Raw genomic sequence first — 24,670 nt, 5'->3', positions numbered from 1 at the left:
CGATGGTTCTGCTCTTCCTTGCAGCCCTTCTGGGCATCACTCTAACGGCGCATCTTCTCAGCGCCGCGATGACCGCGTGGCGCGAATCCCGACCACCGAAGCCGGTGCCCGACGACCTGCCTTTCATCGCGCTGATGCGCCCGGTCTGCGGGGTCGACCCGTTCGACGCGGAGACGCTGGGCTCGTCCTTCGAACTCGACTATCCGGATTACGAGGTAATATTCTGCGCGCCGTCCGAGCACGACCCGGCCTGCGCGCTGGTCCGTCGCCTGATCGAAGAGAACCCGCATGTGCGCGCGCGGCTTCTGACCGGGCTCGACGCGGTGTCGGGCAATCCGAAGCTGAACAACCTGCACAAGGGTCTGTCCGCGACCGACGCTGAGTGGCTCGCGATGGCCGATAGCAATCTGCTTTTGCCGCGCGATTATCTGAAACGGTTGGTGGCGGAATGGCGGCCCGGCACGGGGCTGGTCTCCGCTCCGCCGGTGGCCGAGCGTCCAGGCAATCTCTGGGGCGCCGTCGAGGCAGCGTTCCTCAACACCAATCAGGCGCGCTGGCAGGTGGCGGCCGACATGATCGGGCTGGGCTTCGCACAGGGCAAATCGCTGTTCTGGCGGCGCGACATCCTGATGGCAGGCGGCGGATTTGCGGCGCTCGGGCGCAACATGGCCGAGGACGTGGCCTCTACGAAACTCGTGCGCCGGCAGGGGCTGAAGGTGCGGCTGACGCGGCACCTCTTCGCGCAACCGATCGGGAGGCGCGCGGCTCGCACGGTCTGGGACCGCCAGCTGCGCTGGTCCAAGGTGCGTCGCGACGGCTTCGTGATGATCTTCGCCGCAGAGATCGCGCAGGGCCCTTTCCTGCCCTTCCTCGCCGCGCTTGCCCTCGCCGCTTTGGGCGCGATGCCTTGGATCGCGCTGCCGCTTCTGGTTGCACTGTGGTACGGTGCCGAGGTGCTGCTGGCGCGGATCGCGGGCTGGCCCGCCTCCGCACGCGACATCGCAGGGTTCGCGATCCGCGACGCGATGCTGCCCGCGCTTTGGCTGATGACATGGTTCGGGCGCGATTTCACGTGGCGCGGCAATGACATGACCCATCGGGACGTGGCGCGCCGCGACACCCCCGTCACGGAGTAACCTTATGTTCGGCTTGGAGACGATCTCCGCATTGATGGCGAAACACGGCTTGGCCGTAATCGCGCCGATTGCGGTACTCGAAGGGCCGATCGTGACCGTGATCGCGGCGTGGCTTGCCAGCCAGAACCTGTTCTCCGTCTGGTCGGTTGCGATCATCGTGATCCTTGCCGATCTCGTCGGCGATCTGGGGCTCTATTCGCTTGGCCGATGGGGGCTGAACCGGATGCCCAAGAAATGGCGCGACAGGCTGGGCCTGAGCCGCGCGCGGCTCGTGAGCGCGGCGCGGCACTTCCAGAGCAAGGGGATCAAGACGCTGGTCTTCGGCAAGCTGACCCATTCGGCTGGCGCGCCGGTGCTGGTCGCAGCCGGGGTCGCGCGGATGAATTTCTGGGTGTTCATGCTGACCAATCTGATCGCCACGATCCCGAAATCGCTGGCTTTCGTGGCACTCGGCTATTGGCTCGGCTCGCATATCGGCAAGATCGACAGCTGGCTGTCGACGGGCTCGCTGATCCTGCTCGTCGTGATCGCGCTCGGCGCCACGATCTGGTTCTATCGCCGCAAGAGGTCGCACTCATGACGAAGATCAGCTGCATTCTGCCCGCCTATAACGAGGCCCCGCGGATCGGCGCGGTGCTGGAGCGCGTGCTGGGCCATCCGCAGATCGCCGAGGTGATCGTGATCGACGACGGCTCGAGCGACGGCACCGCCGAAATCGCCGAGGGGTATCGCGCCGCCCATCCGCATCTGCGGGTGCTGCGCCAGACACAGAACGGAGGCAAGACGGCGGCCGTGGCCGCGGGGATCGCAGAAGCCGCGGGCACTCACCTGATGCTGCTCGACAGCGATCTGCTGGGGCTGACCCATTCCGATCTGGGCGCGCTGATCGCGCCGGTGGCGAATGGGGAGGCCGATGTCACGATCAGCCTGCGCCGCAACGCGCCGCGCATCTGGCGGGTGATCGGGCTCGATTACATCTCGGGCGAGCGTGTGATCCCGCGCGAGATGCTGGGCACGCGACTGGAGGCTCTCAACGCCCTTCCCCGCTTCGGGCTGGAGGTGTTCATGAACCGCCTCTGGATCGGCGCGCGCGCCCGGATCGCCGTCGTCGCGTGGCCCGGCGTCGACAGCCCGATGAAGTCCGCAAAGCTTGGCAACTGGCGCGCCGGTGTCGCCGCCGACGCGCGGATGATCCGCGACATCTTCCGCACCATCGCACCGCATCGCGCGTTGGGGCAGATCGTGGCGATGCGCCGCCTGCGGGTGCCAGCTCAGGCGCAGACTTTACCGCGCAAAGGCTTGGAACGTATAGCTCGCTAGGCGGTTCGGTTCGCGACAGTTCAGCGGAGGTTTCATGTCACAACATGCGCGCGTCGTCATAATCGGCTCCGGCTCGGCCGGGTTGTCCGCCTTGCGCGAGGTGCGCCATGCGACAGATGACTTCCTCATCATAAATGACGGCCATTGGGGCACGACCTGCGCCGAAAGCGGCTGCATGCCTTCCAAGGCGCTGATCGAAGCCGCCAACGCCTTCCACCGTCGCCACGATTTCGAGGCCTTCGGGATTTCCGCCGCCGAGACGCTGCGCATCCGCGTGCCCGACGTGATGGCGCGAATGAAACGGATGCGCGACGACTTCACCAAATCGCCGCGCGCGGTGCCCGAGAAACTCGGCGAAAAGGCGATCTCGGGCCGCGCGAGGCTCCTCGGGCCGAACCGGATCGAGATCGAGGGGCACGGGGAAGTGACCGCCGACGCGATCATCCTCGCGACCGGTTCGTCGCCAGTGCTGCCGGGGCCGTGGAAAACCTTCGGCGATCGTATCTTTACCACCGACACGCTGTTCGACCGCGACGACCTGCCAAAGCGGATCGCGGTGATCGGCATGGGCGCGATCGGCGTGGAACTCGCACAGGCGATGGCGCGGATGGGTATCGAGGTCGCGGGCTTCGATGCGTTGGAAAGCGTGGCTGGCATGACCGACCCGGAAGTCGCTGCACTCCTGCGCGACGCCATCGCGGCGGAACTGCCGCTGCATCTGGGTGCCCCGGCTGAGATTTCCGAGGGCAATGCGGGCAGTTTGATCGTGAAAGGCGCAGGCGGCGCAGAATTCGAGGCCGACGCCGTGCTTGCCGCGATGGGACGCCGCCCCAATATCGCGGGGCTCGGGCTAGAGACGCTCGGCGTGCCGCTCGACGATCATGGGATGCCCGAGGTCGACGCCTCTTCCACGCAGATCGGCGATCTGCCGGTCTTCATGGCGGGCGACGCAAACGCGATCCACCCGATCCTGCACGAAGCTGCGGACGAAGGGCATATCGCGGGGCGCAACGCCTTGGCCGAAAGTCCACGCCGCTATCGCCGCCGGGCCTCGATGGCCATCGCCTTCTGCGCGCCCAACGCGGTGCGTGTCGGGCAGAGCTTCGCCGATCTGGAGGGGAAGGACATCTTGATCGGACACGCCAATTTCGCGACGCAATCGCGCGCCCGGCTGGCCGAAGAGGCGCATGGCCTGATCCGCATCTATGCCGAGCCGGGAAGCGGCAAGCTCCTGGGCTGCGAGATGGCGCTGCCCGAGGGCGAGCATTTCGCGCATCTCTTCGGCCTCGCGATCCAGTCGGAGATGAGCACCTACGACATGCTGGCGATGCCCTTCTATCATCCGGTGATGGAGGAAGGGCTGCGCAGCGCCTTGCGTGAGATCGCCCGGCAATTGCCCGACGAGGAGCGCTCCGACCTCGCCGACTGCCCCGAGAAAGGGCACTCGACGCTCGACTAAAGAGCTGCGATCTCGGCCACACGCGCGGCGTTGTCGGGCGCGGTCGTCCCGTCTTCCATCACCAGCGAATTCTCGAACCCGACCCGCGCCTTGCCCCCCTTGGCGAACGCGTTTCTCAGGCAGGCGGTCTCGCCCCGGCCGAAGGCGCAAATCGCCCAGTCGGGGGTGATCGCCTCGGCTTGCATCCAGTCGAGGAACGGGTCGAGCATCTCAGGCGTCGAGACTTGCCCCGCGACATAACGGCCCATCACGAAGATCAGTTGCAGTGCCGGATCGCGCAGCAAACGGTCGGGCAGAACGCGCGCCAGCGCCTCGGCATCCTCGCGGGAATAGAGGATATGTTGGATCGCGATCCCGCGCTCTGCCGCCTCCTCGTAGAACTTCATCGCCAGCAATTCATGATCGCGCAGCATCTCGCGCGCCGAGACAGAGACCATATGAGCGCCCGAGTTCAGAGCGACGTAGCGCTGGTGGCCCGGCGCGTAGCGCCCCGCAGCCTCGGTGGTGATCTGGATCGCCATGTCGCCCAAGCGCGGACGCAGATGGGCCAACGCCTCGGCATAGGCGCCACTATCGAGCAGGTGCCCGCCTGCATCGTCGCGCAGGTGCAGATGCAGCGCCCCTGCCCCGGCGTCGCGGCAGGCGAGCGCAGTCTGCGTGATTTCGTCGAGCGAGACCGGCAGCGCCGGATGGTCGGTCTTGGTCTTGGTCGCCCCGTTCGGCGCGACCATGATACGCGGCAGGCTCACCCGAGAACCTCGCGGATCGCGGTGCCGAGCTTGTCCACCAATTCGCCGATCTGGTCGTCGGAGATGATGAAGGGCGGCGCGAGCAGGATGTGGTCGCCGCGCTGGCCATCGATCGTGCCGCCCATCGGGTAGCAGACGAGCCCCGCCTCGAAAGCCGCAGCCTTGAGCTTCTTGTTGACGGCCTTCGCCGGATCCATCGGCTCTTTCGTGGCGCGGTCGGCCACGATTTCCAGCCCGCGGAACATGCCGCGCCCACGGATGTCGCCAATATGGGGATGCTGGCCGAACGCCTCGCGCAAAGCCGCGTCGAGCACTTCGCCCTGCTGCGCCGCCCGCGCGACCATGCCACCCTCGGTCAGCTTCTTGACCACGGCATCGCCCGCGGCGGTCGCGGTCGGGTGGCCGATATAGGTATGTCCGTGCTGGAAGAAGCCCGAGCCGTTGACGAAGGCGTCATAAATCTCGGACGTGCAGATCGCCGCCCCGATGGGCTGATAGCCCGCGCCGAGCCCCTTCGCGATGGTGACGATATCGGGCGCGATCCCGTCCTGCTCGCAGGCGAACAACGTTCCGGTCCGGCCCATCCCGCACATCACCTCGTCGAGGATCAGCAGGATGCCGTATTGATCGCAGATTTCGCGGATACGCTTGAAATAGCCCTTTACCGGCGGCACCGCGCCCATCGTGGCGCCCACGACCGGCTCGGCGATGAAGCCGATCACGTTCTCCGCACCGAGACGCTGAATTTCGGCCTCCAGCTCGTTGGCGACGCGCAGACCGTATTCCTCGGCGGTCTCGCCGTCCTCGCGCCAGCGGTATTCATGCACGGGCGCGATGTGGCTCACATCGATCAGCAGCGGGTTGAACTTCTCGCGGCGCCACGCATTGCCGCCAGCGGCCAGCGCGCCCAGCGTGTTGCCGTGATAGGACTGGCGGCGCGCGATGAAATGCGACCGGCTCGGCTCGCCTTTCTCGACGAAATACTGTCGTGCCATTTTCAGCGCGCTTTCCACCGCCTCCGATCCCCCGGATGTGAAGTAGACGCGATCCAAGCTCCCCGGCGCGTGAGCGATGAGGCGATCGGCAAGCCGCTCGGCGGGTTCGGAGGAGAAGAAACCGGTATGCGCGAAGGCGATATTGTCAATCTGATCCTTGATCGCGGCAATCACGTCCGCGTCAGAGTGACCGAGACAGGACACGGCCGCACCGCCCGAGCCATCGAGATACCGCTTGCCCTCGGAGTCGAGGATGTAGATACCGTCGCCCTTTACTGCCAAGGGCGCAGTGGACTTCGTGTGGCGCGGGAATACATGGCTCATATCGGTCCCTCCTTCGGGACAAGATTGCGTGAGGGTCGCTGATCACCCCATGAAACATATGTTTTACGCATTGACAATATATGAAACAAATGAAACGGTCACCGCGACGCGATAACTGGTGATGGAACCTGGGGAGGAGCATTGTCCGGCAGTTTCGAACAGCGATTGGCTGCGCAATATGGCAGCCTCTCCACGCGTTTGCGTGAGGCGGGCGACTATATCGCAGACAATCCGGTGAGCATCGCCACGCGCTCGCTGCGTATGCTGGCGAGCGAGTCGAACCTTGCGCCCGCGACCTTCACCCGCCTCGCCCATGCGCTCGAATACGAGAATTTCGAAGAGCTGCGCGAGACCATGCGCGACCAGATCGGTCGCCGTGTTTCACCCTTCGCGGACCGCGCCGACCGGCTGCAGAAGGACGCTGCCGATCCGCAGGACAGCTTCCTCAACCGGTATGCCGCGGCCACGCAGGACAATATCGCGGCCCTGACCGCCGCGATCGAACCGGGACGGCTCGAGGCCGTGGCCGACAAGATCGCCGCCGCCCGCCGGGTGGTGCTGCTGGGCGCGCTAGGTTCGACGGGGATTGCGGAATACACCGCCTATATCGCCAATTTCCTTGGCGACAACTGGGAGCTGGGCGCCCGCGCGGGCTCGTCGCTGGGCGCGACGCTCGCCGGGCTCGACGAGCGCGACGCGGTTCTGGTGATCACCAAGCCGCCCTTCGCGCGCTCCACCATCCGCAGCGCGATCCATGCCCATGAACAGGGCGCCCATGTCACGCTGATTACCGACAGCCGCAGCTGTCCGGCGCTGCACGCGGCCGATGAGACCTTCATCGTGCCCACCGACAGCCCGCATTTCTACACGAGTTACGTCGCCACGCTGTTCTTGCTCGAAGCAATTCTGGCGCTGGTGGCGAAGCGCGCGGGACCCCGCGCAACCGAACGGATCGCCGAGGTCGAACGGCGCAACAGGCTTCTCGACGAAGTCTATGCACGCTGACCGAGGCGGACCGTACCACTGAACCGACACCCAAAAACGATCAACGGGAGTGACTACATGAAACAGTTCTTCAAACTCGGGGCCGTCGCGGCCGTCGCCGGCGCGCTGATGGCGCCCGCGGCGAACGCAGCCGACGAGACCTTCATCACCATCGGGACCGGCGGCGTCACCGGCGTCTACTACCCGACCGGCGGCGCGATCTGCCGCCTGATGAACAAGAGCCACAAGGAAACCGGCGTCCGTTGCTCGGTCGAGTCCACCGGCGGTTCGGTCTACAACATCAACACCATCCGTTCGGGCGAACTGGACTTCGGCATCGCCCAGTCGGATTGGCAGTACCACGCCTACAAGGGCGACTCGAAGTTCTCCGATCAGGGTCCGTTCGAGAAGCTGCGCGCCGTGTTCTCGATCCACCCCGAGCCCTTCACCGTCGTCGCGCGTGCCGATAGCGGCATCAAGAACTTCCAAGACCTCAAGGGCAAGCGCGTGAACATCGGCAACCCCGGTTCGGGTCAGCGCGGCACGATGGAAGTGCTGATGGATGCGATGGGCTGGAAAACCTCGGACTTCGCGCTCGCGACCGAGCTGAAGGCCGCCGAGCAGTCGAAAGCGCTCTGCGACAACCAGATCGACGCGATGGTCTACACCGTGGGTCACCCCTCCGGTTCGATCCAGGAAGCGACCACCTCCTGCGACGCGAACCTCGTGAACGTCACGGGCGACGCGGTCGACAAGCTGGTCGCCGACAACCCGTACTACGCCACCGCGACGATCCCCGGCGGCATGTATCGTGGCAACCCCGACGACACGAAGACCTTCGGCGTGCGCGCGACCCTCGTGACCTCGGCCGACGAGCCCGATGATGTCGTCTATGCGCTGGTGAAGTCGGTCTTCGACAACTTCGACGAGTTCAAGAAGCTGCACCCGGCCTTCGCGCATCTGAAGCCCGAGGAAATGGTCACCGCCGGTCTCTCGGCTCCGATCCATCCGGGCGCTCTGAAGTACTACAAGGAACGCGGCTGGATTAAGTAATCCCTGCGCATATTCGGGCGGGCGCGCTTGCGTGCCCGCCCTTTTCAGTTTCAGCTACTAAGATCATGCCGGAACAGGCGGACGGCCCGTTGGGTCGCAAGGGGGAACGATGGCGGAAAATCGCGCCTTGAATGAACAAGAATTGCAGGAGCTCGTACAAGCTTCTGACAGCGGGGCGCGCAGCCCCAAGGGATGGGTCGGGCTCATGGTCGCCGTGGTGGCGCTGAGCTGGTCGATCTTCCAGGTGCTTCTGGCCTCGCCCATCGGGCCCTATGTGCTGCCGGGCGACCTGATCAACAATGCCCGCCAGATCCATCTGGCCTATGCCATCTTCCTCTCGGCGATGGCCTATCCGCTGTTCAAGTCCTCACCCAAGGACCATGTGCCGTGGTATGACTGGATCCTCGCGGTAGGCGGGGCGCTTCTCGCGCTGTACGGCTATTTCTTCTACCAGAAGATCGTCGACAATGGCGGACTCGCCGATATGCAGGACTCCTATATCTCGGTCCTAGGCATCATCTTCCTCTTCATCGCAGCCTATCGCACGCTCGGCCCGGTCATGGTGCTGCTGGCGATCGTGTTCCTGTGTTATGTGTTCTTCGGCTCGTCGGAGTTCTTCCCCGAACAGATCCGCTGGGCCGGTGCGAGCCTGCGCAAGGCGATGAGCCACATGTGGATCACCTCCGAGGGGGTGTTCGGGATCGCGCTCGGCGTCTCGACCAAGTTCGTCTTCCTCTTCGTGCTGTTCGGCGCGCTGCTCGAGAAAGCGGGCGCGGGCAACTACTTCATCCAGATGGCCTTCGGCGCGCTCGGCCACCTGCGCGGCGGACCTGCGAAAGCCGCCGTCGTGGGCTCTGCGGCGACCGGCCTGATCTCGGGCTCGTCGATCGCGAACGTGGTCACCACCGGCACCTTCACCATTCCGCTGATGAAACGCGTAGGCTTCTCGGCAGAGAAAGCCGGCTCGGTCGAGGTGGCTTCTTCGGTCAACGGCCAGATCATGCCGCCGGTGATGGGGGCCGCCGCCTTCCTGATGGTCGAATATGTCGGCATCTCCTATCTGGAGGTCATCAAGCACGCCTTTATCCCGGCGATCATCTCCTACATCGCACTGTTCTACATCGTGCATCTGGAGGCCGTGAAAAACCGCATGCCGACGATCGGCGACCGCGTGGTCTCGGTCTGGCGCACCGCCTTCGGCATGTTCGCCTTCTTCGCGGGCTTTGCGGCGCTGTGCTATGCCACTCAATACCCGGTGCGCCTCATCACCTCGATGGTACCCGAAGGCGCAGGCTGGGTTCTGTCTCTGCTCGTCGTCTTGGTCTATCTCGGCCTCGTCTGGGTCGCCGCGAAAGCGCCCGATCTGGAGCCGGACGATCCGAACTCCGAGATCGTGAAGCTTCCGGAGATCAAGGATATCTACAAGGCGGGCCTCTACTACCTGCTCCCGATCGTCGTTCTGGTCTATTTCCTGATGATCGAGCGCAAGTCGCCGGGCCTGTCGGCCTTCTGGGCCTCGTTCCTGCTGTTCTTCATCCTGCTCACCCAGAAACCGCTCAAGGCCGCCTTCCGCGGCGAGAGCGCCCCGATGAGCCGCTTCCGTGAAGGCGTTCTCGACCTGATCGGCGGCATGATCGACGGCGCGCGCAACATGATCGGGATCGGCCTGGCCACCGCCACCGCCGGGATCATCGTAGGCACCGTCTCGCTGACCGGGATCGGTCAGGTGATGGCCGATTTCGTCGAGTTCCTCTCGGGTGGCAACCTGATCCTGATGCTGATCTTCGTGGCGATCCTGTCGCTGATCCTCGGGATGGGCCTGCCGACCACGGCGAACTACATTGTCGTCAGTTCGCTGATGGTGGGCGTCGTCGTCCATCTGGGCGCGCAGTCGGGCCTCGTGGTACCGCTGATAGCGGTGCACCTGTTCGTGTTCTACTTCGGGATCATGGCGGACGTGACGCCACCCGTGGGCCTTGCCTCCTTCGCGGCGGCGGCAGTCTCGGGAGGCGACGCGATCAAGACCGGCTTCACGGCGTTCTTCTATTCGCTGCGCACGGTCGCCCTGCCCTTCGTGTTCATCTTCAACACCGATCTGCTGCTGATCGACGTGACGTGGTATCAGGCGATCTTCGTCTTCGTCATCGCGACGATCGGCATCCTCGTCTTCACCGCGGGCACGATGGGGTGGTTCGTCACCCGTTCGAAGATCTGGGAGACGGTGGCGCTTCTTCTGATCGCCTTCACCCTGTTCCGTCCCGGCTATTTCATGAACATGATCGAGCCGCCCTATAACGAGGTGCCGCCTGCGAACATCACGCAGCGCCTCGACAAGGCACCGGTCGGGCGTGAGCTGCGACTGATCTTCTCGGGTCCCGATTACACCACCGAAGAACCGAAGGACCTGACCGTGCTGGTCAAGGTGCCCGAAGGCGCGACGGGGCAGGACCGGCTCGACAAGCTCGGCCTGAGCTTCACCGAAACGGACGGAAAGATGGTCGCGGACGAGCCGATGTTCGGCTCGGAGTTGCAGCAGAAACTGCAGGGCTTCGACTTTTACGGCGACACGCCCGTCACACTGTCCAACGTGAAGGTGCCGAACGACCAGCTTCCGAAAGAGCTGATGTTCATCCCCGCTTTCGCGCTTCTCGCGCTCATCGCTTTCCTGCAATATCGGCGCAGGGAAGACGATGACGCGGCCTTTGCTGAAGGAGAACCGGCATGACCAATACCATTCTCTGCGCGATCGACATGAACCGCCCCAAGACCGAGCGCAAAGTGCTCGAATGGGCGGCGCGGCTGGCCAAGATGGAAGACGCACAGCTCGACGTGATCACCGTGGTGCCCGATTACGGCTCGGCGGTTGTGGGGGCCTTTTTCTCGGACGATCACACAGCGAAGGCGAAGGAGCACGCGCGCGAGCTGCTGCATGACTTCGTCGCCGAGGTCGTGGGCCCCGAGGTGAACGCCAAGGTGCGGCACATCGTGGGCGTCGGCACGGCCTATCACGAGATCCTGTCGCTGGCCGAGAAAGACGGCGCGGACATGATCGTGCTTGGGGCGCATCGCCCCGATCTCAGCGATTATCTGCTCGGGCCGAACGCTGCTCGGGTCGTGCGGCACTCCAATTGCTGCGTCTTCGTCGTGCGCTGAGCGCGCGACCGACGCCGAAGATTTAGGGGCGCGCCCGGGCGATGGGCGCGCCCTTTTTCTTATCCCGCACCGGCTCAGGCAGCGGTATGCAACTGGCGCGGCGCCGACCGGGCCGCCAGCACGCAGGCCTCGGCCATCTCGCGACGCCGCTGCGTGGAATATTCCGCGGGCATCCGCAGCGCCGCGTATTGCCGCCCGTCCTCGTCGTTGCGATAGGTCGAGCCCATCCGGCTCACATCGTAGCCAAGCTGGCGCAGCGCCCGCATCAGCGCGAGAGACGAGAGACAGATCAGCTCGTCCGCGCCCCGCTCCTTGGCGCGTTCCACCAGCCCGTCGACGATCAACCGCAGGCAGGTCGCGCGCTCCGCCTGCGTGGTCAGCGCGTCGGAAATCACCAGCCGCGTACATTCCCAGACCGTCTCGCTGGCAATTTCGGTCGGCAGGATTTCCGGCGGAATATGCGGCAACTTTCCCAGATGCGCGTCGCGCAGCATGTAGGTATTGCCACCCCAGATCGCTGCGGTGGACATCGCGCGCGCACCGCCCACCACCTGCCCCTCCTTCAGCACGAGCGAGTAATGCGCTAGGGGCGTATCATATTGATCCATCTCCACTTCGTCGTTATGCGGCACGTCCCAACCGAGCGTGTCGACGAAGACCTCCTTGCGCAGGCGCAGAAAGTCGTAAAACGCGGTGCCGAAGCGGTGAAGTTGCGAGAATTCGAAAGTGCAGTTTTGCATTGGAGCCTCCTTCTGGATAACTCCATCGAAACCACGAATTTGTAAAAAATTCACCCTTTTAGGTTGTACCAGCCTAGATGAGTCGCCTCGACGTCGCGATTGCGAGCATCTCGATCGCATTTCGCGCACCCAGCTTTCGGCTGGCAGAGGAAAGCCGGGCCTTCACGCCGCTCTCGGAAATCGCGAGTTTCGCGGCGATCTGCTTGATCAAGAGCCCATCCGCGCGGTAGCGGATCGCCTCGAGTTCGGCTGCCGTGAGAGAGCGTTGCGAGGCATCGACATGCAAGGTCTTGAGCATCTCGAACGCTTCCTGCAGCTCGGCATCAGTGAAGTCCCGATCCGACCGGAACAGCGCGGCGTGGCTGCGTCGCCCGACATCGCGCGGCGTGTTGAACGAGATTGTCGCGCCATAGAGAAGTCCCATGCGCCGCGCCATCCCGACGACGTCGCGGGGATCGTCTTTCAGATCGGCCCAGCGCACGTACCCAACATTGTGATAGACCCAGTGCATCGAAGGGTCCTGCACCACCAGACCGTGCTGAGTGTAGATGTCCACCCAGTCACTGTTCAGACGGTTGAGTTCGGCCTCAGGGAAAGAATAGCCAACCCTTAGCGCGAGATAAAACCCGGCAGGGGCGATTTGATTCAATCGCGTTTCGCAGTCCCTCAGTTCCATGATCTGATGGTCAATTCACTTGCACTCGATGCGGTCTCAGCCTACCGTCGCGCGGGACGCTGAGACCCTCTTCCGACAACCTAAAGACGAAATCCCGTGATGGAAACAGCAAACCGCAAGGAAATCGATAACCTTCTCAAGGAACTCGGTCAAACCTGCGACACCGGTTTCGCGTTTGCCCTGCATATCCGCTTTACCCGCCCGAACATCCTGTATCGCACCTACCCCGAGCCGTGGATCGAGGAATATAGCGAGAAGGGCATGATGATGGATGATCCCGTCGTGCTGTGGGGGATGCAACACGAGGGTATCGTGCGTTGGGAGGATCTCGATGACCCCAAAGGGGTCTTGGAGGGGGCAAAAGCCCATGGCCTTCGGAACGGGTTGACCTGCGCGGTGCTGGAAAACGGCTCTCGTTCGATCTCGGGCTTCACCCGCTCTACCCAGCCTTTCTCTGAGGCCGAGGCGCAGGAGCTGTTGGAGATGACCCGGCAGCTACACAATCTTACGGCGGGCCTCTCTGACCTCTGAGACGCGGCCTTTCGCACCAGTCTCGCGCCGATTGTGCAAATCGAATCAACGGGTCTCTGCAATTCCGACTGGCCGAAGCCGCTGCACCTAATTCAACCTCGGCGTGTAAATTTCATCTAACCGAAGGTTGGTTTTTGTCGGCCATTCGAATTTCGGTCGAAAAGCTTGGCTTTCGCTTGATAGGCGCGAAAGGCGCCCCCTAACCTCTTAAGTATCTGTAATCGGGATCGACGGGCCTGGTCCGGCCCAAAGCGATTAAGTCGACATCAAACCGGACTGGGCAGTCGCTGCCGTTCTTCTGTGGGGGGGAACATGACGCATCTGCCACGTTTCGAGACGCAAGATATCTCTTGGGCACGGCCGCGCCGACATCGGGGGCAGTTGCGTTGTCTGGTTGCCGGAGGGGCCGGGTTTCTGGGATCGCACCTGTGCGACCGGCTGATCGAGGCCGGTCACGCCGTTATCTGCATCGACAACCTCCAGACCGGGCGGCGACAGAATATCGCCCACCTGTCGGAGCATCGCGATTTCACTTTCTTCTGGCATGACGTCATCGCACCGCTGCGGATCGAGGGCGAGATCGACCGGATCTACAACCTCGCCTGCGCGGCCTCGCCGCCGAAATACCAGCTCGATCCGCTGCACACGTTCCAGACCTGCATCGCCGGGTCGCTGAACCTTCTGACCTTGGCCGAGGAGAAGGGCGCGCGCATTCTTCAGGCTTCGACCTCTGAGGTCTATGGCGATCCTGACATCTCGCCCCAGCACGAAGACTATCGCGGACGCGTGAACACCACCGGCCCCCGCGCCTGCTACGACGAGGGCAAGCGCGCGGCAGAAACACTGTTCCACGACCTTCAGGCCAGCCGCGGCATCGACACCCGCATCGCGCGGATATTCAATACCTACGGGCCCCGGATGGACCCCGAGGACGGCCGCGTGATCTCGAATTTCGTCACGCGGGCGATCCGTGGCGCGCCGCTCCAACTCTATGGCGGCGGCACGCAGACTCGCTCGCTTTGCTATGTCGACGATCTGATCAGCGGGCTGGTCGCGCTGATGGAAAGCGAGACGGTTGGCCACGATCCGGTAAATCTGGGCAATCCGGGCGAATATACCGTCGCCGAGCTTGCCCATATCGTGCGCGACATGTGCGATAGCCGGGCGCCGCTCGTGGTTTCGGACCTGCCGCTCGACGATCCGATGCAGCGCTGCCCCGACATCACCCGCGCCGAGACCCGCCTGGGCTGGCATCCCGAGATCGCATTGCGCGACGGCCTAGTGCCGACCATCGCCTATTTCCGGGCCGAAATGACGGGCGCGGCATCCGAAGCCGCCCCCCCGATCGCGACGGCCGCGGAATGATCCAGCGCCCCGACATACGGGCCGCAATCGCGGCGGGGCATCTGGCACCGATCCTCTCCCCGAGACAGGCGCTGCGCTACCGGGTGCTGTTCGCGCTGTGGATGCTCGCCACGGTCTATTTCTGGAGCTGGTGGCTCACACCGTCGCATATCCTTGCGACGGTGCCTTATTTGATCCTCACCGGGGTGCTAATCTGGCTTCTGGCGATGCAGGTCTATTTCTTCGTGATCTTCCTGCAGGCGCTACGACCGGTCTCCCCCCTGCCGGAGCCGGGTCGCTGGCGCGTAGCGATGATCACCACGAAAACCCCGTCTGAGCCCTTCTCGGTTGTCCGCCGCACGCTGGAGGCGATGCTCGCACAGGATTATCCGCATGACACGTGGCTGGCCGACGAGGCGCCCTCGCCCGAAACGCTCGCATGGTGCAAGATCCACGGGGTGAAGGTGTCCAGCCGCCAGGGCATCGAGGCGTACCATCGCAAGGAATGGCCGCGACGGACGCGCTGCAAAGAGGGCAACCTCGCCTATTTCTACGACCATTGGGGCTATCGCGATTATGATATCGTGAGCCAGCTCGACGCGGATCACGTGCCGCAACCGGGATACCTGCGCGAGATGCTGCGCCCCTTCGCCGATGATGCGGTGGGGTATGTCAGTGCGCCGTCGATCTGTGCGTCCAATGCGAAGGAAAGCTGGGCCTCGCGCACGCGGCTCTATGCCGAGGCTGCCTTTCACGGCGTTTTGCAGATGGGCTATACGGGAGCGCTGGCGCCGATGTGCATCGGGTCGCATTACGCTGTGCGCACCTCTGCGCTGAAGGAAGCTGGCGGCCTAGGTCCCGAACTTGCAGAAGATCATTCGACGACACTCCTGATGAACGCGGCTGGCTGGCGAGGCGTTCACGCGATCGATGCGATTGCGATCGGCGACGGTCCGGCCACGGTGACCGACCTGATCACCCAGGAATTCCAGTGGTCGCGCTCGCTGCTGAGCCTGCTTCTGCGCTATACCCCGTACTATGTCGGGAAAATGCCGTGGCGGCTGAAGTTCCTCTTCGTGCTCTGCCAAAGCTGGTATGTCTTCTTCGCGCTTTCGATGTCGACGATGTATATCGCCCCGATCATCGCGATCAGCTTCGACATGCGTTTTGCCGACGTGACCTACCCCGCCTTTATCGGACATGTGCTGCCCGCCGGCATCGTGACGCTGATTTTCGCCTTCATGCTGCGGCGAGATCAGTTCTTCCGTCCGCGCGATGCAAAGATCATCGCGTGGGAGAAAGCGCTCTTCGTGATGATGCAATGGCCTTGGGTGCTATGGGGCTGCATCATGGCCATCTATGACAGGCTATCGGGAAGATTCGTCGATTTTCGGATCACACCGAAGGGCGAAGCGGCCTCGACGATGCTGCCCGAGCGGATCATCGCCGTCTATGGCGGGCTGGCCCTGGGGGCCTTGCTGCCGGTTCTTTTGGTGGACAACGTCATCGAGGCGCGCGGGTTTTACCTCCTCTCCATGTTCAACGCCGCGTTCTATTTCGTCTTGCTGAGCGTGATCTTCGGCGCTCGCGCGCGCCGCGTTCAGATCGATTGGCGCGGCTGGCCCCGCGACATGGCGGTTCAGATGGGCACACTGAGCGTCATCGTCTCGCTGAGTTTCGGAGCCCTTTGGCTCCGCGGCGGCGAAAGCGTCTACGCGCTCACGATCGGGCTGACATCGGTTCAGCTCGCAAAGGTCGAATACATCGTCTCGGGGGCCGGCATGGGCGCTCCGGGACAAGCGAAGTTCCTCATCAAACCGAGCTGGAAGTGACGGGGCTTCGCGCCCAAAAGGAGGAGACTGAAATGGCTTATGATCTGATGACCCGTCGCGAGGTGATGGCCGGTGCCGCGGCGTTGGGACTGACCGTATCGGCGCGACCGGCATTCGCTGCGGATGTCAGTGTGCCGCCCGGCTCCTTGCCGTTCGGGGTCTATGATCCCGATGGTGATTTTGCGGATGTGTCGGGCGTGGTGATCGAACACCTGTTCCTGCCCTGGGAGGACGTTTTCCTTCCGTCGCTGAATGATGCCGATAGCTATGCGCTCGAACGCAACCGCGCACTTCTGGTGACACTGGAGCCCTGGACATGGTCGCGCTCGGAGCGCAACACCGCGCAATATCTGCGCCGCGGGATCGAGCGGGGCGAATACGACGCCAACATGATCGCGGTGGCCGATGTGCTGGCGACGCTGCAAAGCCCGGTCACCCTGCGCTTCGCCCATGAGATGGACGACAAGTCCGGCCAGTTCATCTGGTCGGATTGGAACCCCGACGACTACATCGCAGCTTATCGCCGGATGACCGACGTCGCCCGCGACCGGGCGCCGAAGATCAACCTGATGTGGTCGCCGCTGGGCGACGAGAACATGGGCGACTATTACCCGGGCGACGACTACGCCGATATCGTCGGGCTCACGGTCTTCGGACTGCAGGCCTGGGATCAGGCCAAGTTCGGGCGCGATCAGACCTTCGACGACATCTTCGCGCCCCGCTACGCTCGGGCGGCGACCTATGGCAAACCGGTCGCGGTGGCCGAGCTCGGCTATGTCGGAAACCAGTCCTATGTTTCGATGTGGCGCGACCGCGTCCGTCAGGAATTGTCGGATTATCCGAGCCTCGTCGGCGTCAGCTACTTCAACCAGCGCGAGGTCTATCCGTGGCCGGAAGGGTTCGGCGCCCCGGATTGGCGAATCAAAAATCAGGTTTTGACGTAACCCACCACGGATAGTGGCGAGTTTTCGCCTATCACACCACCTCTAGACAAGACCTTGATGCCGCGCGGGAAATCCTCCCGCGCGGCACTTTTGCGATTTGCCATGATCTTGCCTGCTTCCCGCCACGTCACCTACCAACTTGACCCATAGGCTGGGATCGACCAATCCTTCTGCATGAGGACGCAATCGGCCCTCTTCCGCGCAGACGGGAAGGGCCAGACCGCAACACGAGCAGACAGGATTACAGTTCCGATGACGTTTTTATCCGTGAAAGCGGCCCGCCTTGTCGTGGCCGGCCTGATCTTTGCTGCCCCGCTGAGCAGCGCCCATGCGCAACAAGCCGGCATGCTGGATCTCAAACCGATCCGCGTCGCCGCCAAGAGCACGGCCGGGCATGGCAGCGCCAAGTTCGACTGGCTCGCCGGGCGCACCAGCAAATCGCAAGCGACCCCGCGCGTCGTTCAGACCCGGTTCATCGGCAACGGCAAGTGGATTTGCTCGCCCGCGGGTTTCGGCAAGAAAGCAAACTGCTTCCAGCGCTGAGCGCCGCGCACATGCATGGGATGACGGCCCTGTCCTAACCGGGCCGCCTCGCGCTTATTCGGCGGGGAACCCCACGGTGCAATCGATCCCGGCGGGCAGTTTTCCCTCGGGATTGGGCAGCGCGAGGCGTACCCCGAACGTGTCCGACGCCGCATCGAAGACCTTGTCGACGACGCTCACCGTCGCGTCGTATTCGCCGCCCACGGGCGCGGCAGGATAGACCTTCAACACCTGATCCTTCTTGACCCGATCATACATCGCGGTCGGCAGGAAGACCTCGACATGCAGCGGGTCGATCTGCGCGAGCTGCGCGATCGGCGCTTGCGAATAGACATATTCGCCCGGCCCCATCATCCGAGTGATCACCAGCCCGTCGATCGGTGAGCGGATTTCGCGCCGCGCCAGTTGCGCCTCCACCCGCTGCAGATCGAGCTTCGCCAGATGCTGGTCCATCTGGGCCGAGCGCAGCTCCAGTTGCGCGACCTCCGCATTGGTCTGCGCCTCCTGCACCTGCGCATCTGCCATCACGTTACGCTTGCCCATCTCGGTCGCGCGGTCGGCGGCCTTTTGCAGCAGCGCCACCTTGGAGCGCGCGATGTCGATCGGCCCCTCATCCTGCGCGCGTTCCCTCGCATAGGTCAGCTGCGCCTCTTCCGCCTTCGATTCCAGCTTCGCGATCGGGTCGCCCTTCTTCACCGTATCCCCGCGCGAGACGAAAACCTGATCGATCACCCCGTCCACCGCCGAGCCGATCTCGAGCACTTGCCCCGGGTCGATCAGGCAATCGAAGCGCTCCTGATCCTGCGCGAGCGCCGCACCGGGACCGAGGGCCAAAAGAAGGGTGATGGAAGTAAGCCGCATGGGTGGTCCCTTTCAGTTGCCCCTGCCGCTGAAGGCGAGCAGGTCTTCGAGATTGTCGTCGGCGCGCAGAAGCGCTTTGCGCACGCCCGAATGGCGCGCTTCGGTCGCACGTTGCGCAAGCCGGGTCACGGGCGCGCCGATCAGCCACGGCACACGTCCCTTCCCGCCCGAAAAAGTGCGGATCAGGCTGGAGAGCCGTGTGCCGTAGAAGACCCGCAGCAAATCGTCCTCGAGCGAGACGAAAGTGATGAAACTGCCCGGATCGCCTTGCCGTCCGCAGCGCCCGAAAAGCTGACGATCGATGCGGCGCGCGTCATGGCGGCCCGTCGCGATGACATGCAGCCCGCCAAGGGCGCTCATCTGCTGATCGATGCGGATATCGGTGCCGCGCCCGGCCATGTTGGTCGCGACCGTGATCCGCCCATGCCCGCCCGCTTCGGCGATGATATGGGCCTCGTGCTCGGTCTCGCGGGCGTTGAGCACGCGATGCGTCAGCCCCTCTTCGGTCAGGAGCGCGCTGATCTCTTCAGAGGCGGCGATGGATTGCGTGCCGATCAGGATCGGGCGGCCCGTCATGTGAACGCGCTTGGCCTCGGCCAGCACGGCGCGCCATTTCTGATCGGCAGTCGCGTAGTGCCGCTCGCCCAAGTTCTTACGGCGCGAGCGGCGGTTCGTCGGGATGCGCTTCGTGCGTAGCCGGTAGACCGCGCGCAGCTCGCCGGAGACTTCGGCCGCGGTGCCCGTCATGCCTGCCAGCGTCAGATAGCGGCGGAAGAAACGCTGATAGGAGATGCGGATCAGCGTCTCTTGCCGCCCCGTGATCTCGCACCCTTCCTTCACCTCGATCATCTGGTGTAGCCCGCGCTCCCACGAGCGGTCGGACATCACGCGGCCGGTATATTCGTCGACGATCTGAACGCCCGCCTCATCGACGATGTAATGCTTGTCGCGGTGATAAAGATGCAGCGCCGAGAGCGCCTGCCGCGCCAGTTCCTCACGGTGAATCTCGGTCGCCCAGACGCCCCCGAAATGCGCGCTGAGCTGGCGCAGCCGCGCCTTGCCCAGATCGGTCAGTTCGACCTTCCATTCCTTCTCGCGCACGGTGAAATCGCGCGGCCGGGTCAGTTTGCGCCCGATCTCGACGGCGCGCAGATAGGTCTGCTCCAGCCCCGAATGATCGCCCGCCCGGGTGATGATCAGCGGCGTGCGCGCCTCGTCGACCAGCACGCTGTCCGCTTCGTCCACGATCGCGTAGCATAGCCCGCGCATCAGCAACCGCTGCCGTTTCGGATCGGTCTTCGACAGCCCCTCCAGCGCCATATGCAGCGCGCGGGTCTCGCCCTCCAGCACCAGCCGGTCCTTGAGGTAATCGAAAGCCAACTGCTTGTTCGTGCAGTAACAAATATCGCAGGCATAGGCCGCCTGGCGTTCCTCGGGGCTGAGCCCTTCGATGATAACGCCGACGCTGAGCCCCAAAGCCCGATAGAGCGGCCCCATCCATTCCGCATCGCGCGCGGCAAGGAAATCGTTCACCGTCACGATATGCACCGGGACGCCCGACAGCGCCATGATCGCGGCGGGCTGCGTCGCGGTCAGCGTCTTGCCCTCGCCGGTATCCATCTCGGCGATCCGGCCCCGCAGCATCGCGCGCCCGCCCAGAAGCTGCACGTCGAAGGGGCGCATCTGAAGCGAACGTTCGGACTGGATGCGCACCAGCGCGAAGGCACGGGCCACCAGATCGGCGCGCAGCCCCTTCACCCGCAGCATCTGCGCGACCTCGACACGGGCCGCGTTGAAGGCATGCGCCTCCAGCTTCGCAAGCGCCTTCTCCTCTTTCGCGACGCGCCGCAGGAAACCCGCGCCCGCCGCCGATTTGACCGAGAAGAATTGCGACACCCGCCCCACCGCGCTCGCCATGATCCGGTCGAGCGTGCCGAGGCGTTCATCCTCGCGCTCGGGGTAGAAGGCGGTCAGCAGGCCGGGGCGCTGGACGAGTATCTCAGACATCGTAGAGCCTCAGGAACAGCTGGCGCAGCGCGCGATAGGCCTGAAACCCGATCGGCAGAGTGCCGTGAGAGAAACGCACCTCGACGCGCCGACCCAGCAGCGGCAGCGCGGCGTCGGGGGCCATCTCCAGCTCGAACTCGAAGACCCGTTGCAGCGTGCGCAGCCCCTTGGTGTCGCCCGGATCGACCGGAACCGTGCCGCCGCCCTGCAGCCCCAGCGCGGGCGTCGGCAGGTCGCGGATGCCGCCGGGCACTTCGCGCACGATGGTCGCGGGATAGCTCTCGCCGCCATATTCGACCGGCATCACATCGACGCGGCCCGTCGCGTTGCGTACCAGATCGACATCGTCCTGACCGACGACAACGCGCAACGCCGCCGTGTCCTCCTCGGTCAGAACGTAGGAGATCACCTGCCCGCGCTTGGCGAACCTTCCCTGCAGATCCTCGCCATTGGGCACCACGGCCAGACCTGCGCGCGGTGCGCGGATCGACAATTCGTCCAGCTGCTGGGCGAGCCGGTTGCGGTCTTCGCGGGTCGCGGAAATCTCGGCTGCGATCATCTCTGCCTCGACCCGGTCGGTGCGCACCGCCGCCTGACGCTGCAGCTCCAGCCCCGCAAGTTGCGAGTCCAGCACCTCGAGCCGCGCGCGCAGCAGCGGATCGTCGAGCTTGATCATCACCTCGCCCGGCTTGACCGCGTCATAGGTCGCGACCGGTACCTCCGTCACGAAGCCGCTGGTTCCGACACGCACCTGCGCCTGCTCGGAAGGCCAGGTCACCCCGCTCACCACGGATCTATACGGTGCTGGCAGCACGAAAAGGATCACGAAAAGCGCGGCGATGAGCCCGCTCGTCACGAGGATCGCACGCGGCCTGTTGGAGCGGAGTTTCGGACTGGAAGACAGAAAGGACATGGATTTGCCTATGGGCACGAGGATCTGCGTCGTGATCGCCCAAGCTGCCAGCAGCACCCCGATGAAGAAGAAGCGGCCGGCGATATAGGTGATGATCGCGAACATGATGAAGAGGCGATAGATGAAAGCGGCGATCCCGTAGAACAGGAACCAGCGTTTCTCGGCGGGCAGCGAGGTGACGGGTTCCGCCTCTTTCATCCCGAACAGGTATTTCTGCGCGAGATAGGCATAGTAGCGGTTCGCGCGCTGGCCAAGATTGGGGATCTCCAGCCAATCGGCGAAGACGTAATAGCCATCGAAGCGCAGCAGCGGATTGCCGTTGAACAGAAGCGTAGAGACGCCCCCGATCAGCATCACGTTATAGGCGACCGCATGGGCCGCGCCGGTCTCGGCATTAAGCCAGACGAAGAGCGCGATCGAGGCGAGGAACAGTTCCACCATGATCCCGATCCCTCCGACCAGCATCCGTTGATACTTGTCACGCAGTGCCGAGGCGGCGGAGGCGTCGACATAGGGCACAGGCACCAGAACCAGCAGCATGATCCCGATTTCATGGACCTCGCCGCCGTTCTTCTTAACCGCATATCCGTGACCCAATTCGTGAAACGCCTTCACCACCGGATAGACCAGCCACAGCACGAAGAGGTTCTTCGGCGTCAGCACCCGGTCCGCGATGTTGTCGGTTATCGCGCCGAAATTGATCGCGGCGAAGATGAAACCCGCGAGCACCACCAGCACCCAGATCACCGCAAAGGTGCGGGTAAAGAAGGGGCGCACGAAGGGCATGGTGCGGGTGAGAAACGCGTCCGGGTCCCAGATCGGGATTCGGACGGCGAGCGGCGACCAGATCTTCTGCTTGATCTGCATCGACTGGTGGCGCTGGTAGCGGCGGAACAGCTCGCGCCCGTCGGGCGGCACGTCACAGATCAGCGCATCGGCGGCGTGCAACTGCCCCATCAGCCGGATCGCCTCGTCCTGCGTGGGGGCCTTCTCGCCAAGCTGCTCGTTGGTGGTGTTCCACAGTTCGTCCATCGTGCGTTTGCCGTTCATCAGCCCGACCAGCCGCCACGCGGCTGGCGAGATACGATGGAAGCGCCCCGTCGCGATGTCCTGGATCACGAACCAGACGCGGCCGCGATAGTCATGCCGATGAACCGCGACATGCCTGCGCAGGCGCGGTTTGAGATCCTTCACCCGATACCAGGACGGAGAGAAGAGCGAGGTGGCCATTTCACGGCCACCAGGACCAGAGCGTCATGCGCACCCAGAGAACGATCCGCCGGGTCCAGATCCAGACCAGGCGGTGTTCCTCGACCTCGATCTTTGCTACCCCTTCCATACCGGGGCGCAGCGCGTTGATGGGCCCGTCGGTAACGGAGGCCTCGACGAGGAACTTGTTCGCCCCGGCTTCGGCATTGGAGATCGGCGTGACCCGGTCGACCTTCACTTCGATCGGGGTGTCGGGCAGCGAGGCGAGCACCAGCGCCCCGCTCTCGCCCGCCTTTACGTCCTTCACGTCGCGCTCGTCCACGCGCAGCATCACGCGGTAGTCGTTGAGCGGGGCGACCTGAAACAGCACGTCGCCGCGCCCGATCGGGGCTCCCAACGCCTGCGTCAGATCGCCCGAGACCACGACCCCGTCGAAGGGCGCCTTGATCACCATCCGTCCGATTTCCTGATCGAGCAGTTCGATCTGCGCATCCGCTTGTTCGATCTGGCTTTGCAGGATCAGCGCCTTGGCGCGCTCGCGCTTGGCCATGGCTTGCGAATATTCGCGGCTCTGTTTGGATTTCTGGCTTTCCCATTTCAGCCGCTCGAGCCGCAGGTCGCGATCGTCGAGCTTGGCCATCACCTCGCCCGCCTTCACGATATCGCCCGCGCGCGCATCGGCCTCGGCCAGATAGCCTTCGATGGGTGCCGAGATCGCGCGCTGGATACGGCCCTCGACCGTCGCATCGGCGGTCACGCGATACATGCCCTTGGCGAACCACGCGAAAGCCAGCAAAGCGATCAACGCAATCGCGGCCAGCTTCAGGGCCGCGTGATTGGGGCCGAACAGCGCCTTGAACGTATTGACGCTGGCATCCCATGTCTTCGCGGGCAGCCAACGATCCTCGCGGCGCTTGATCGCCAGAACCGGGCCCAGCAACACCCCCGCATATTCCGCCATCTGGATCGTGTCGCGCCCGAACGGCTCGCCCGCCGGACGTTCCAGCACCAGAGCGCCGACCAGCTTCTTGTCCTCGGTCAGCGGCACCGTGCAGAGCGTCGCCCCGCCTTCGATCTCCGACAGTGTCGCATGGGCGCGCAGCACCCGTTCGCCCCCGTCCTCGGGTGGCGGATAGCTCAGCACCGCCTGCTGATCGATCGCCTCGTCCATCGCGGCTTCGATGGCGCGCACGAGGTTGGACCGCTTGCCGAAGCTCGCCGAGTTCGACAGCGCCCGCACGCGCGCATGACGCCCGCGCGTCAGGCCGATCGCAACCAGTTCGCAATTCAGCACACCCGCAAGTTCCGAGGCCACCGCGGTCGCGGCTTCGGTGAAACGGTCGTAATGCAGGCTGGTGGCGAGCAGTTCGATCACCGAGGCGAGGCTGTCGCCCGAGCCGCCCTGCTTCCGGCGCAAGAAGGCCTCGAGCCAGCCCGTGCCCCATTGCAGCTGATCAATTGCCAGGTCAGTGCGCGCGTCCGGGTTCGCGCCGATCTGGATTGCCGCTGCGCCGCGCAGATGGCCCTCCATCCGGATCGGCACCGCGATGGCCGCGCCGCCTTCGCTCAGCGTTTCGATCACCATCCGCTCGGCATGGATCGCGCCGTCCACGGCGGCCATCAATTCGCGTTTCGGTTTTGCATTCTCGGGCCAGACCCCGGCAGGCTCAAAGCGGCTCCGCCCGATCCCCGCAAGCACCACCAGCCCCTGCTCCAGACCCGTAACCTGCCGCGCCATCGCGTCGAGCCAAGCCTGCGACACATGCGACCGGTCGGTCCCCGCTTTCAGTCTGCCGAGGGTTTCGGAATCCAGAAATACCGAGCCCGTCGCCTCGCCAGAGGTTGTCCCCGCGTGTTGCTGCAAAATGGCTCCCTCAAGGGTGCTCCCCAGCGCCCT

The 24,670-nt window shown here is 64.1% G+C and carries 21 protein-coding genes; 13 read left to right on the top strand and 8 right to left on the bottom strand.

Translation table 11 applies throughout. The features are described from left to right. Positions 1-2 precede the first annotated feature (2 nt). The 4 genes from BMG03_RS07555 to BMG03_RS07540 are packed head-to-tail and all read left to right on the top strand — an operon-like array spanning position 3 to position 3,915. On the top strand, positions 3-1,136 hold the full coding sequence (locus BMG03_RS07555; protein ID WP_075776208.1) for a ceramide glucosyltransferase: 1,134 nt from the start codon (positions 3-5) through the stop codon (positions 1,134-1,136). A gap of 4 nt (positions 1,137-1,140) precedes the next feature. Beyond that, positions 1,141-1,716, top strand: a complete 576-nt coding sequence (locus tag BMG03_RS07550; RefSeq protein ID WP_075776029.1) for a DedA family protein — start codon at positions 1,141-1,143, stop codon at positions 1,714-1,716. After that, complete coding sequence (locus BMG03_RS07545) at positions 1,713-2,456, top strand: glycosyltransferase family 2 protein (RefSeq protein WP_075776030.1); 744 nt, start codon at positions 1,713-1,715, stop codon at positions 2,454-2,456. Before BMG03_RS07550 ends, BMG03_RS07545 begins: the two co-directional genes overlap by 4 nt. Before the next feature lie 34 nt (positions 2,457-2,490). After that, complete coding sequence (locus BMG03_RS07540; RefSeq protein ID WP_075776031.1) at positions 2,491-3,915, top strand: dihydrolipoyl dehydrogenase; 1,425 nt, start codon at positions 2,491-2,493, stop codon at positions 3,913-3,915. Here the strand turns inward: BMG03_RS07540 and BMG03_RS07535 are convergent. Continuing rightward, positions 3,912-4,664 carry a beta-keto acid cleavage family enzyme gene (locus BMG03_RS07535; protein ID WP_077701168.1) on the bottom strand — a complete coding sequence of 251 codons (753 nt, stop codon included), beginning with the start codon at positions 4,662-4,664 and terminating at the stop codon, positions 3,912-3,914. The genes BMG03_RS07540 and BMG03_RS07535 overlap by 4 nt on opposite strands. After that, the gene (locus BMG03_RS07530) at positions 4,661-5,983 is read right to left on the bottom strand and encodes an aspartate aminotransferase family protein (RefSeq protein ID WP_075776032.1); all 1,323 of its coding nucleotides are present in this window, start codon (positions 5,981-5,983) and stop codon (positions 4,661-4,663) included. Before BMG03_RS07530 ends, BMG03_RS07535 begins: the two co-directional genes overlap by 4 nt. A gap of 141 nt (positions 5,984-6,124) precedes the next feature. Here BMG03_RS07530 and BMG03_RS07525 point away from each other — a divergent pair, with 141 nt between their 5' ends. The 4 genes from BMG03_RS07525 to BMG03_RS07510 all read left to right on the top strand — a co-directional run bounded on the left by BMG03_RS07525 (position 6,125) and on the right by BMG03_RS07510 (position 11,173). After that, entirely contained in the window at positions 6,125-6,988 is an 864-nt protein-coding gene (locus BMG03_RS07525; protein WP_233243028.1) for a MurR/RpiR family transcriptional regulator, read from the top strand. A 57-nt stretch (positions 6,989-7,045) separates the two neighbouring features. Further along, positions 7,046-8,020, top strand: a complete 975-nt coding sequence (locus BMG03_RS07520) for a TAXI family TRAP transporter solute-binding subunit (RefSeq protein WP_075776034.1) — start codon at positions 7,046-7,048, stop codon at positions 8,018-8,020. A gap of 109 nt (positions 8,021-8,129) precedes the next feature. Then, positions 8,130-10,745, top strand: coding sequence for a TRAP transporter permease (locus BMG03_RS07515; RefSeq protein WP_075776035.1), 2,616 nt, complete (start codon positions 8,130-8,132; stop codon positions 10,743-10,745). Continuing rightward, on the top strand, positions 10,742-11,173 hold the full coding sequence (locus BMG03_RS07510; RefSeq protein ID WP_075776036.1) for a universal stress protein: 432 nt from the start codon (positions 10,742-10,744) through the stop codon (positions 11,171-11,173). The genes BMG03_RS07515 and BMG03_RS07510 overlap by 4 nt, the downstream gene beginning before the upstream one ends. A gap of 74 nt (positions 11,174-11,247) precedes the next feature. Here the strand turns inward: BMG03_RS07510 and BMG03_RS07505 are convergent, their stop codons facing one another. Together BMG03_RS07505 and BMG03_RS07500 are read right to left on the bottom strand one after the other, a co-directional pair. After that, positions 11,248-11,913: an acyl-homoserine-lactone synthase gene (locus BMG03_RS07505; RefSeq protein ID WP_075776037.1), complete on the bottom strand. Its 666-nt coding sequence runs from the start codon at positions 11,911-11,913 to the stop codon at positions 11,248-11,250. 73 nt (positions 11,914-11,986) lie between these two features. Further along, positions 11,987-12,589, bottom strand: a complete 603-nt coding sequence (locus BMG03_RS07500) for a helix-turn-helix transcriptional regulator (protein WP_075776038.1) — start codon at positions 12,587-12,589, stop codon at positions 11,987-11,989. A 99-nt stretch (positions 12,590-12,688) separates the two neighbouring features. Here BMG03_RS07500 and BMG03_RS07495 point away from each other — a divergent pair, with 99 nt between their 5' ends. The 5 genes from BMG03_RS07495 (at position 12,689) to BMG03_RS07475 (ending at position 17,783) form a co-directional block, all read left to right on the top strand. Continuing rightward, entirely contained in the window at positions 12,689-13,120 is a 432-nt protein-coding gene (locus BMG03_RS07495) for an autoinducer binding domain-containing protein (RefSeq protein ID WP_075776039.1), read from the top strand. A gap of 312 nt (positions 13,121-13,432) precedes the next feature. Then, positions 13,433-14,485 carry a UDP-glucuronic acid decarboxylase family protein gene (locus BMG03_RS07490; RefSeq protein WP_077701167.1) on the top strand — a complete coding sequence of 351 codons (1,053 nt, stop codon included), beginning with the start codon at positions 13,433-13,435 and terminating at the stop codon, positions 14,483-14,485. Beyond that, a complete protein-coding gene (locus BMG03_RS07485; protein WP_075776040.1) occupies positions 14,482-16,296 on the top strand; it encodes a glycosyltransferase family 2 protein in 1,815 nt (604 codons plus the stop codon). Before BMG03_RS07490 ends, BMG03_RS07485 begins: the two co-directional genes overlap by 4 nt. 32 nt (positions 16,297-16,328) lie before the next feature. Beyond that, a complete protein-coding gene (locus BMG03_RS07480) occupies positions 16,329-17,240 on the top strand; it encodes a glycoside hydrolase family 26 protein (RefSeq protein ID WP_233243027.1) in 912 nt (303 codons plus the stop codon). A gap of 267 nt (positions 17,241-17,507) precedes the next feature. Further along, a complete protein-coding gene (locus tag BMG03_RS07475) occupies positions 17,508-17,783 on the top strand; it encodes a hypothetical protein (RefSeq protein WP_167733390.1) in 276 nt (91 codons plus the stop codon). A 54-nt stretch (positions 17,784-17,837) separates the two neighbouring features. On the opposite strand, the gene BMG03_RS07470 is transcribed toward BMG03_RS07475, so the two are convergent. From BMG03_RS07470 to BMG03_RS07455, 4 genes are read right to left on the bottom strand one after another with little or no spacing between them, the layout of a single operon-like run. Then, positions 17,838-18,644: an efflux RND transporter periplasmic adaptor subunit gene (locus BMG03_RS07470; protein ID WP_075776042.1), complete on the bottom strand. Its 807-nt coding sequence runs from the start codon at positions 18,642-18,644 to the stop codon at positions 17,838-17,840. A 12-nt stretch (positions 18,645-18,656) separates the two neighbouring features. Continuing rightward, entirely contained in the window at positions 18,657-20,651 is a 1,995-nt protein-coding gene (locus BMG03_RS07465; protein WP_075776043.1) for a preprotein translocase subunit SecA, read from the bottom strand. Further along, on the bottom strand, positions 20,644-22,794 hold the full coding sequence (locus BMG03_RS07460) for a biotin/lipoyl-binding protein (protein WP_075776044.1): 2,151 nt from the start codon (positions 22,792-22,794) through the stop codon (positions 20,644-20,646). Before BMG03_RS07460 ends, BMG03_RS07465 begins: the two co-directional genes overlap by 8 nt. Before the next feature lies 1 nt (position 22,795). Beyond that, positions 22,796-24,637 carry an efflux RND transporter periplasmic adaptor subunit gene (locus BMG03_RS07455; RefSeq protein WP_077701166.1) on the bottom strand — a complete coding sequence of 614 codons (1,842 nt, stop codon included), beginning with the start codon at positions 24,635-24,637 and terminating at the stop codon, positions 22,796-22,798. Positions 24,638-24,670: the final 33 nt, after the last annotated feature.

The organism is Thioclava nitratireducens (assembly GCF_001940525.2).
Classification (GTDB): Bacteria; Pseudomonadota; Alphaproteobacteria; order Rhodobacterales; family Rhodobacteraceae; genus Thioclava; species Thioclava nitratireducens.
Note: the sequence above shows the minus strand (reverse complement) of the source record. Positions and strands in the feature narration are given on the sequence as shown.

Bases quoted from the DNA above. Each gene is read 5' to 3' on its own strand.
- BMG03_RS07555 (WP_075776208.1), top strand. From the start codon at position 3: ATGGTTCTGCTCTTCCTTGCAGCCCTTCTGGGCATCACTCTAACGGCG.
- BMG03_RS07550 (WP_075776029.1), top strand. From the start codon at position 1,141: ATGTTCGGCTTGGAGACGATCTCCGCATTGATGGCGAAACACGGCTTG.
- BMG03_RS07545 (WP_075776030.1), top strand. From the start codon at position 1,713: ATGACGAAGATCAGCTGCATTCTGCCCGCCTATAACGAGGCCCCGCGG.
- BMG03_RS07540 (WP_075776031.1), top strand. From the start codon at position 2,491: ATGTCACAACATGCGCGCGTCGTCATAATCGGCTCCGGCTCGGCCGGG.
- BMG03_RS07530 (WP_075776032.1), bottom strand. From the start codon at position 5,983: ATGAGCCATGTATTCCCGCGCCACACGAAGTCCACTGCGCCCTTGGCA.
- BMG03_RS07520 (WP_075776034.1), top strand. From the start codon at position 7,046: ATGAAACAGTTCTTCAAACTCGGGGCCGTCGCGGCCGTCGCCGGCGCG.
- BMG03_RS07515 (WP_075776035.1), top strand. From the start codon at position 8,130: ATGGCGGAAAATCGCGCCTTGAATGAACAAGAATTGCAGGAGCTCGTA.
- BMG03_RS07510 (WP_075776036.1), top strand. From the start codon at position 10,742: ATGACCAATACCATTCTCTGCGCGATCGACATGAACCGCCCCAAGACC.
- BMG03_RS07505 (WP_075776037.1), bottom strand. From the start codon at position 11,913: ATGCAAAACTGCACTTTCGAATTCTCGCAACTTCACCGCTTCGGCACC.
- BMG03_RS07500 (WP_075776038.1), bottom strand. From the start codon at position 12,589: ATGGAACTGAGGGACTGCGAAACGCGATTGAATCAAATCGCCCCTGCC.
- BMG03_RS07495 (WP_075776039.1), top strand. From the start codon at position 12,689: ATGGAAACAGCAAACCGCAAGGAAATCGATAACCTTCTCAAGGAACTC.
- BMG03_RS07490 (WP_077701167.1), top strand. From the start codon at position 13,433: ATGACGCATCTGCCACGTTTCGAGACGCAAGATATCTCTTGGGCACGG.
- BMG03_RS07485 (WP_075776040.1), top strand. From the start codon at position 14,482: ATGATCCAGCGCCCCGACATACGGGCCGCAATCGCGGCGGGGCATCTG.
- BMG03_RS07480 (WP_233243027.1), top strand. From the start codon at position 16,329: ATGGCTTATGATCTGATGACCCGTCGCGAGGTGATGGCCGGTGCCGCG.
- BMG03_RS07470 (WP_075776042.1), bottom strand. From the start codon at position 18,644: ATGCGGCTTACTTCCATCACCCTTCTTTTGGCCCTCGGTCCCGGTGCG.
- BMG03_RS07465 (WP_075776043.1), bottom strand. From the start codon at position 20,651: ATGTCTGAGATACTCGTCCAGCGCCCCGGCCTGCTGACCGCCTTCTAC.
- BMG03_RS07460 (WP_075776044.1), bottom strand. From the start codon at position 22,794: ATGGCCACCTCGCTCTTCTCTCCGTCCTGGTATCGGGTGAAGGATCTC.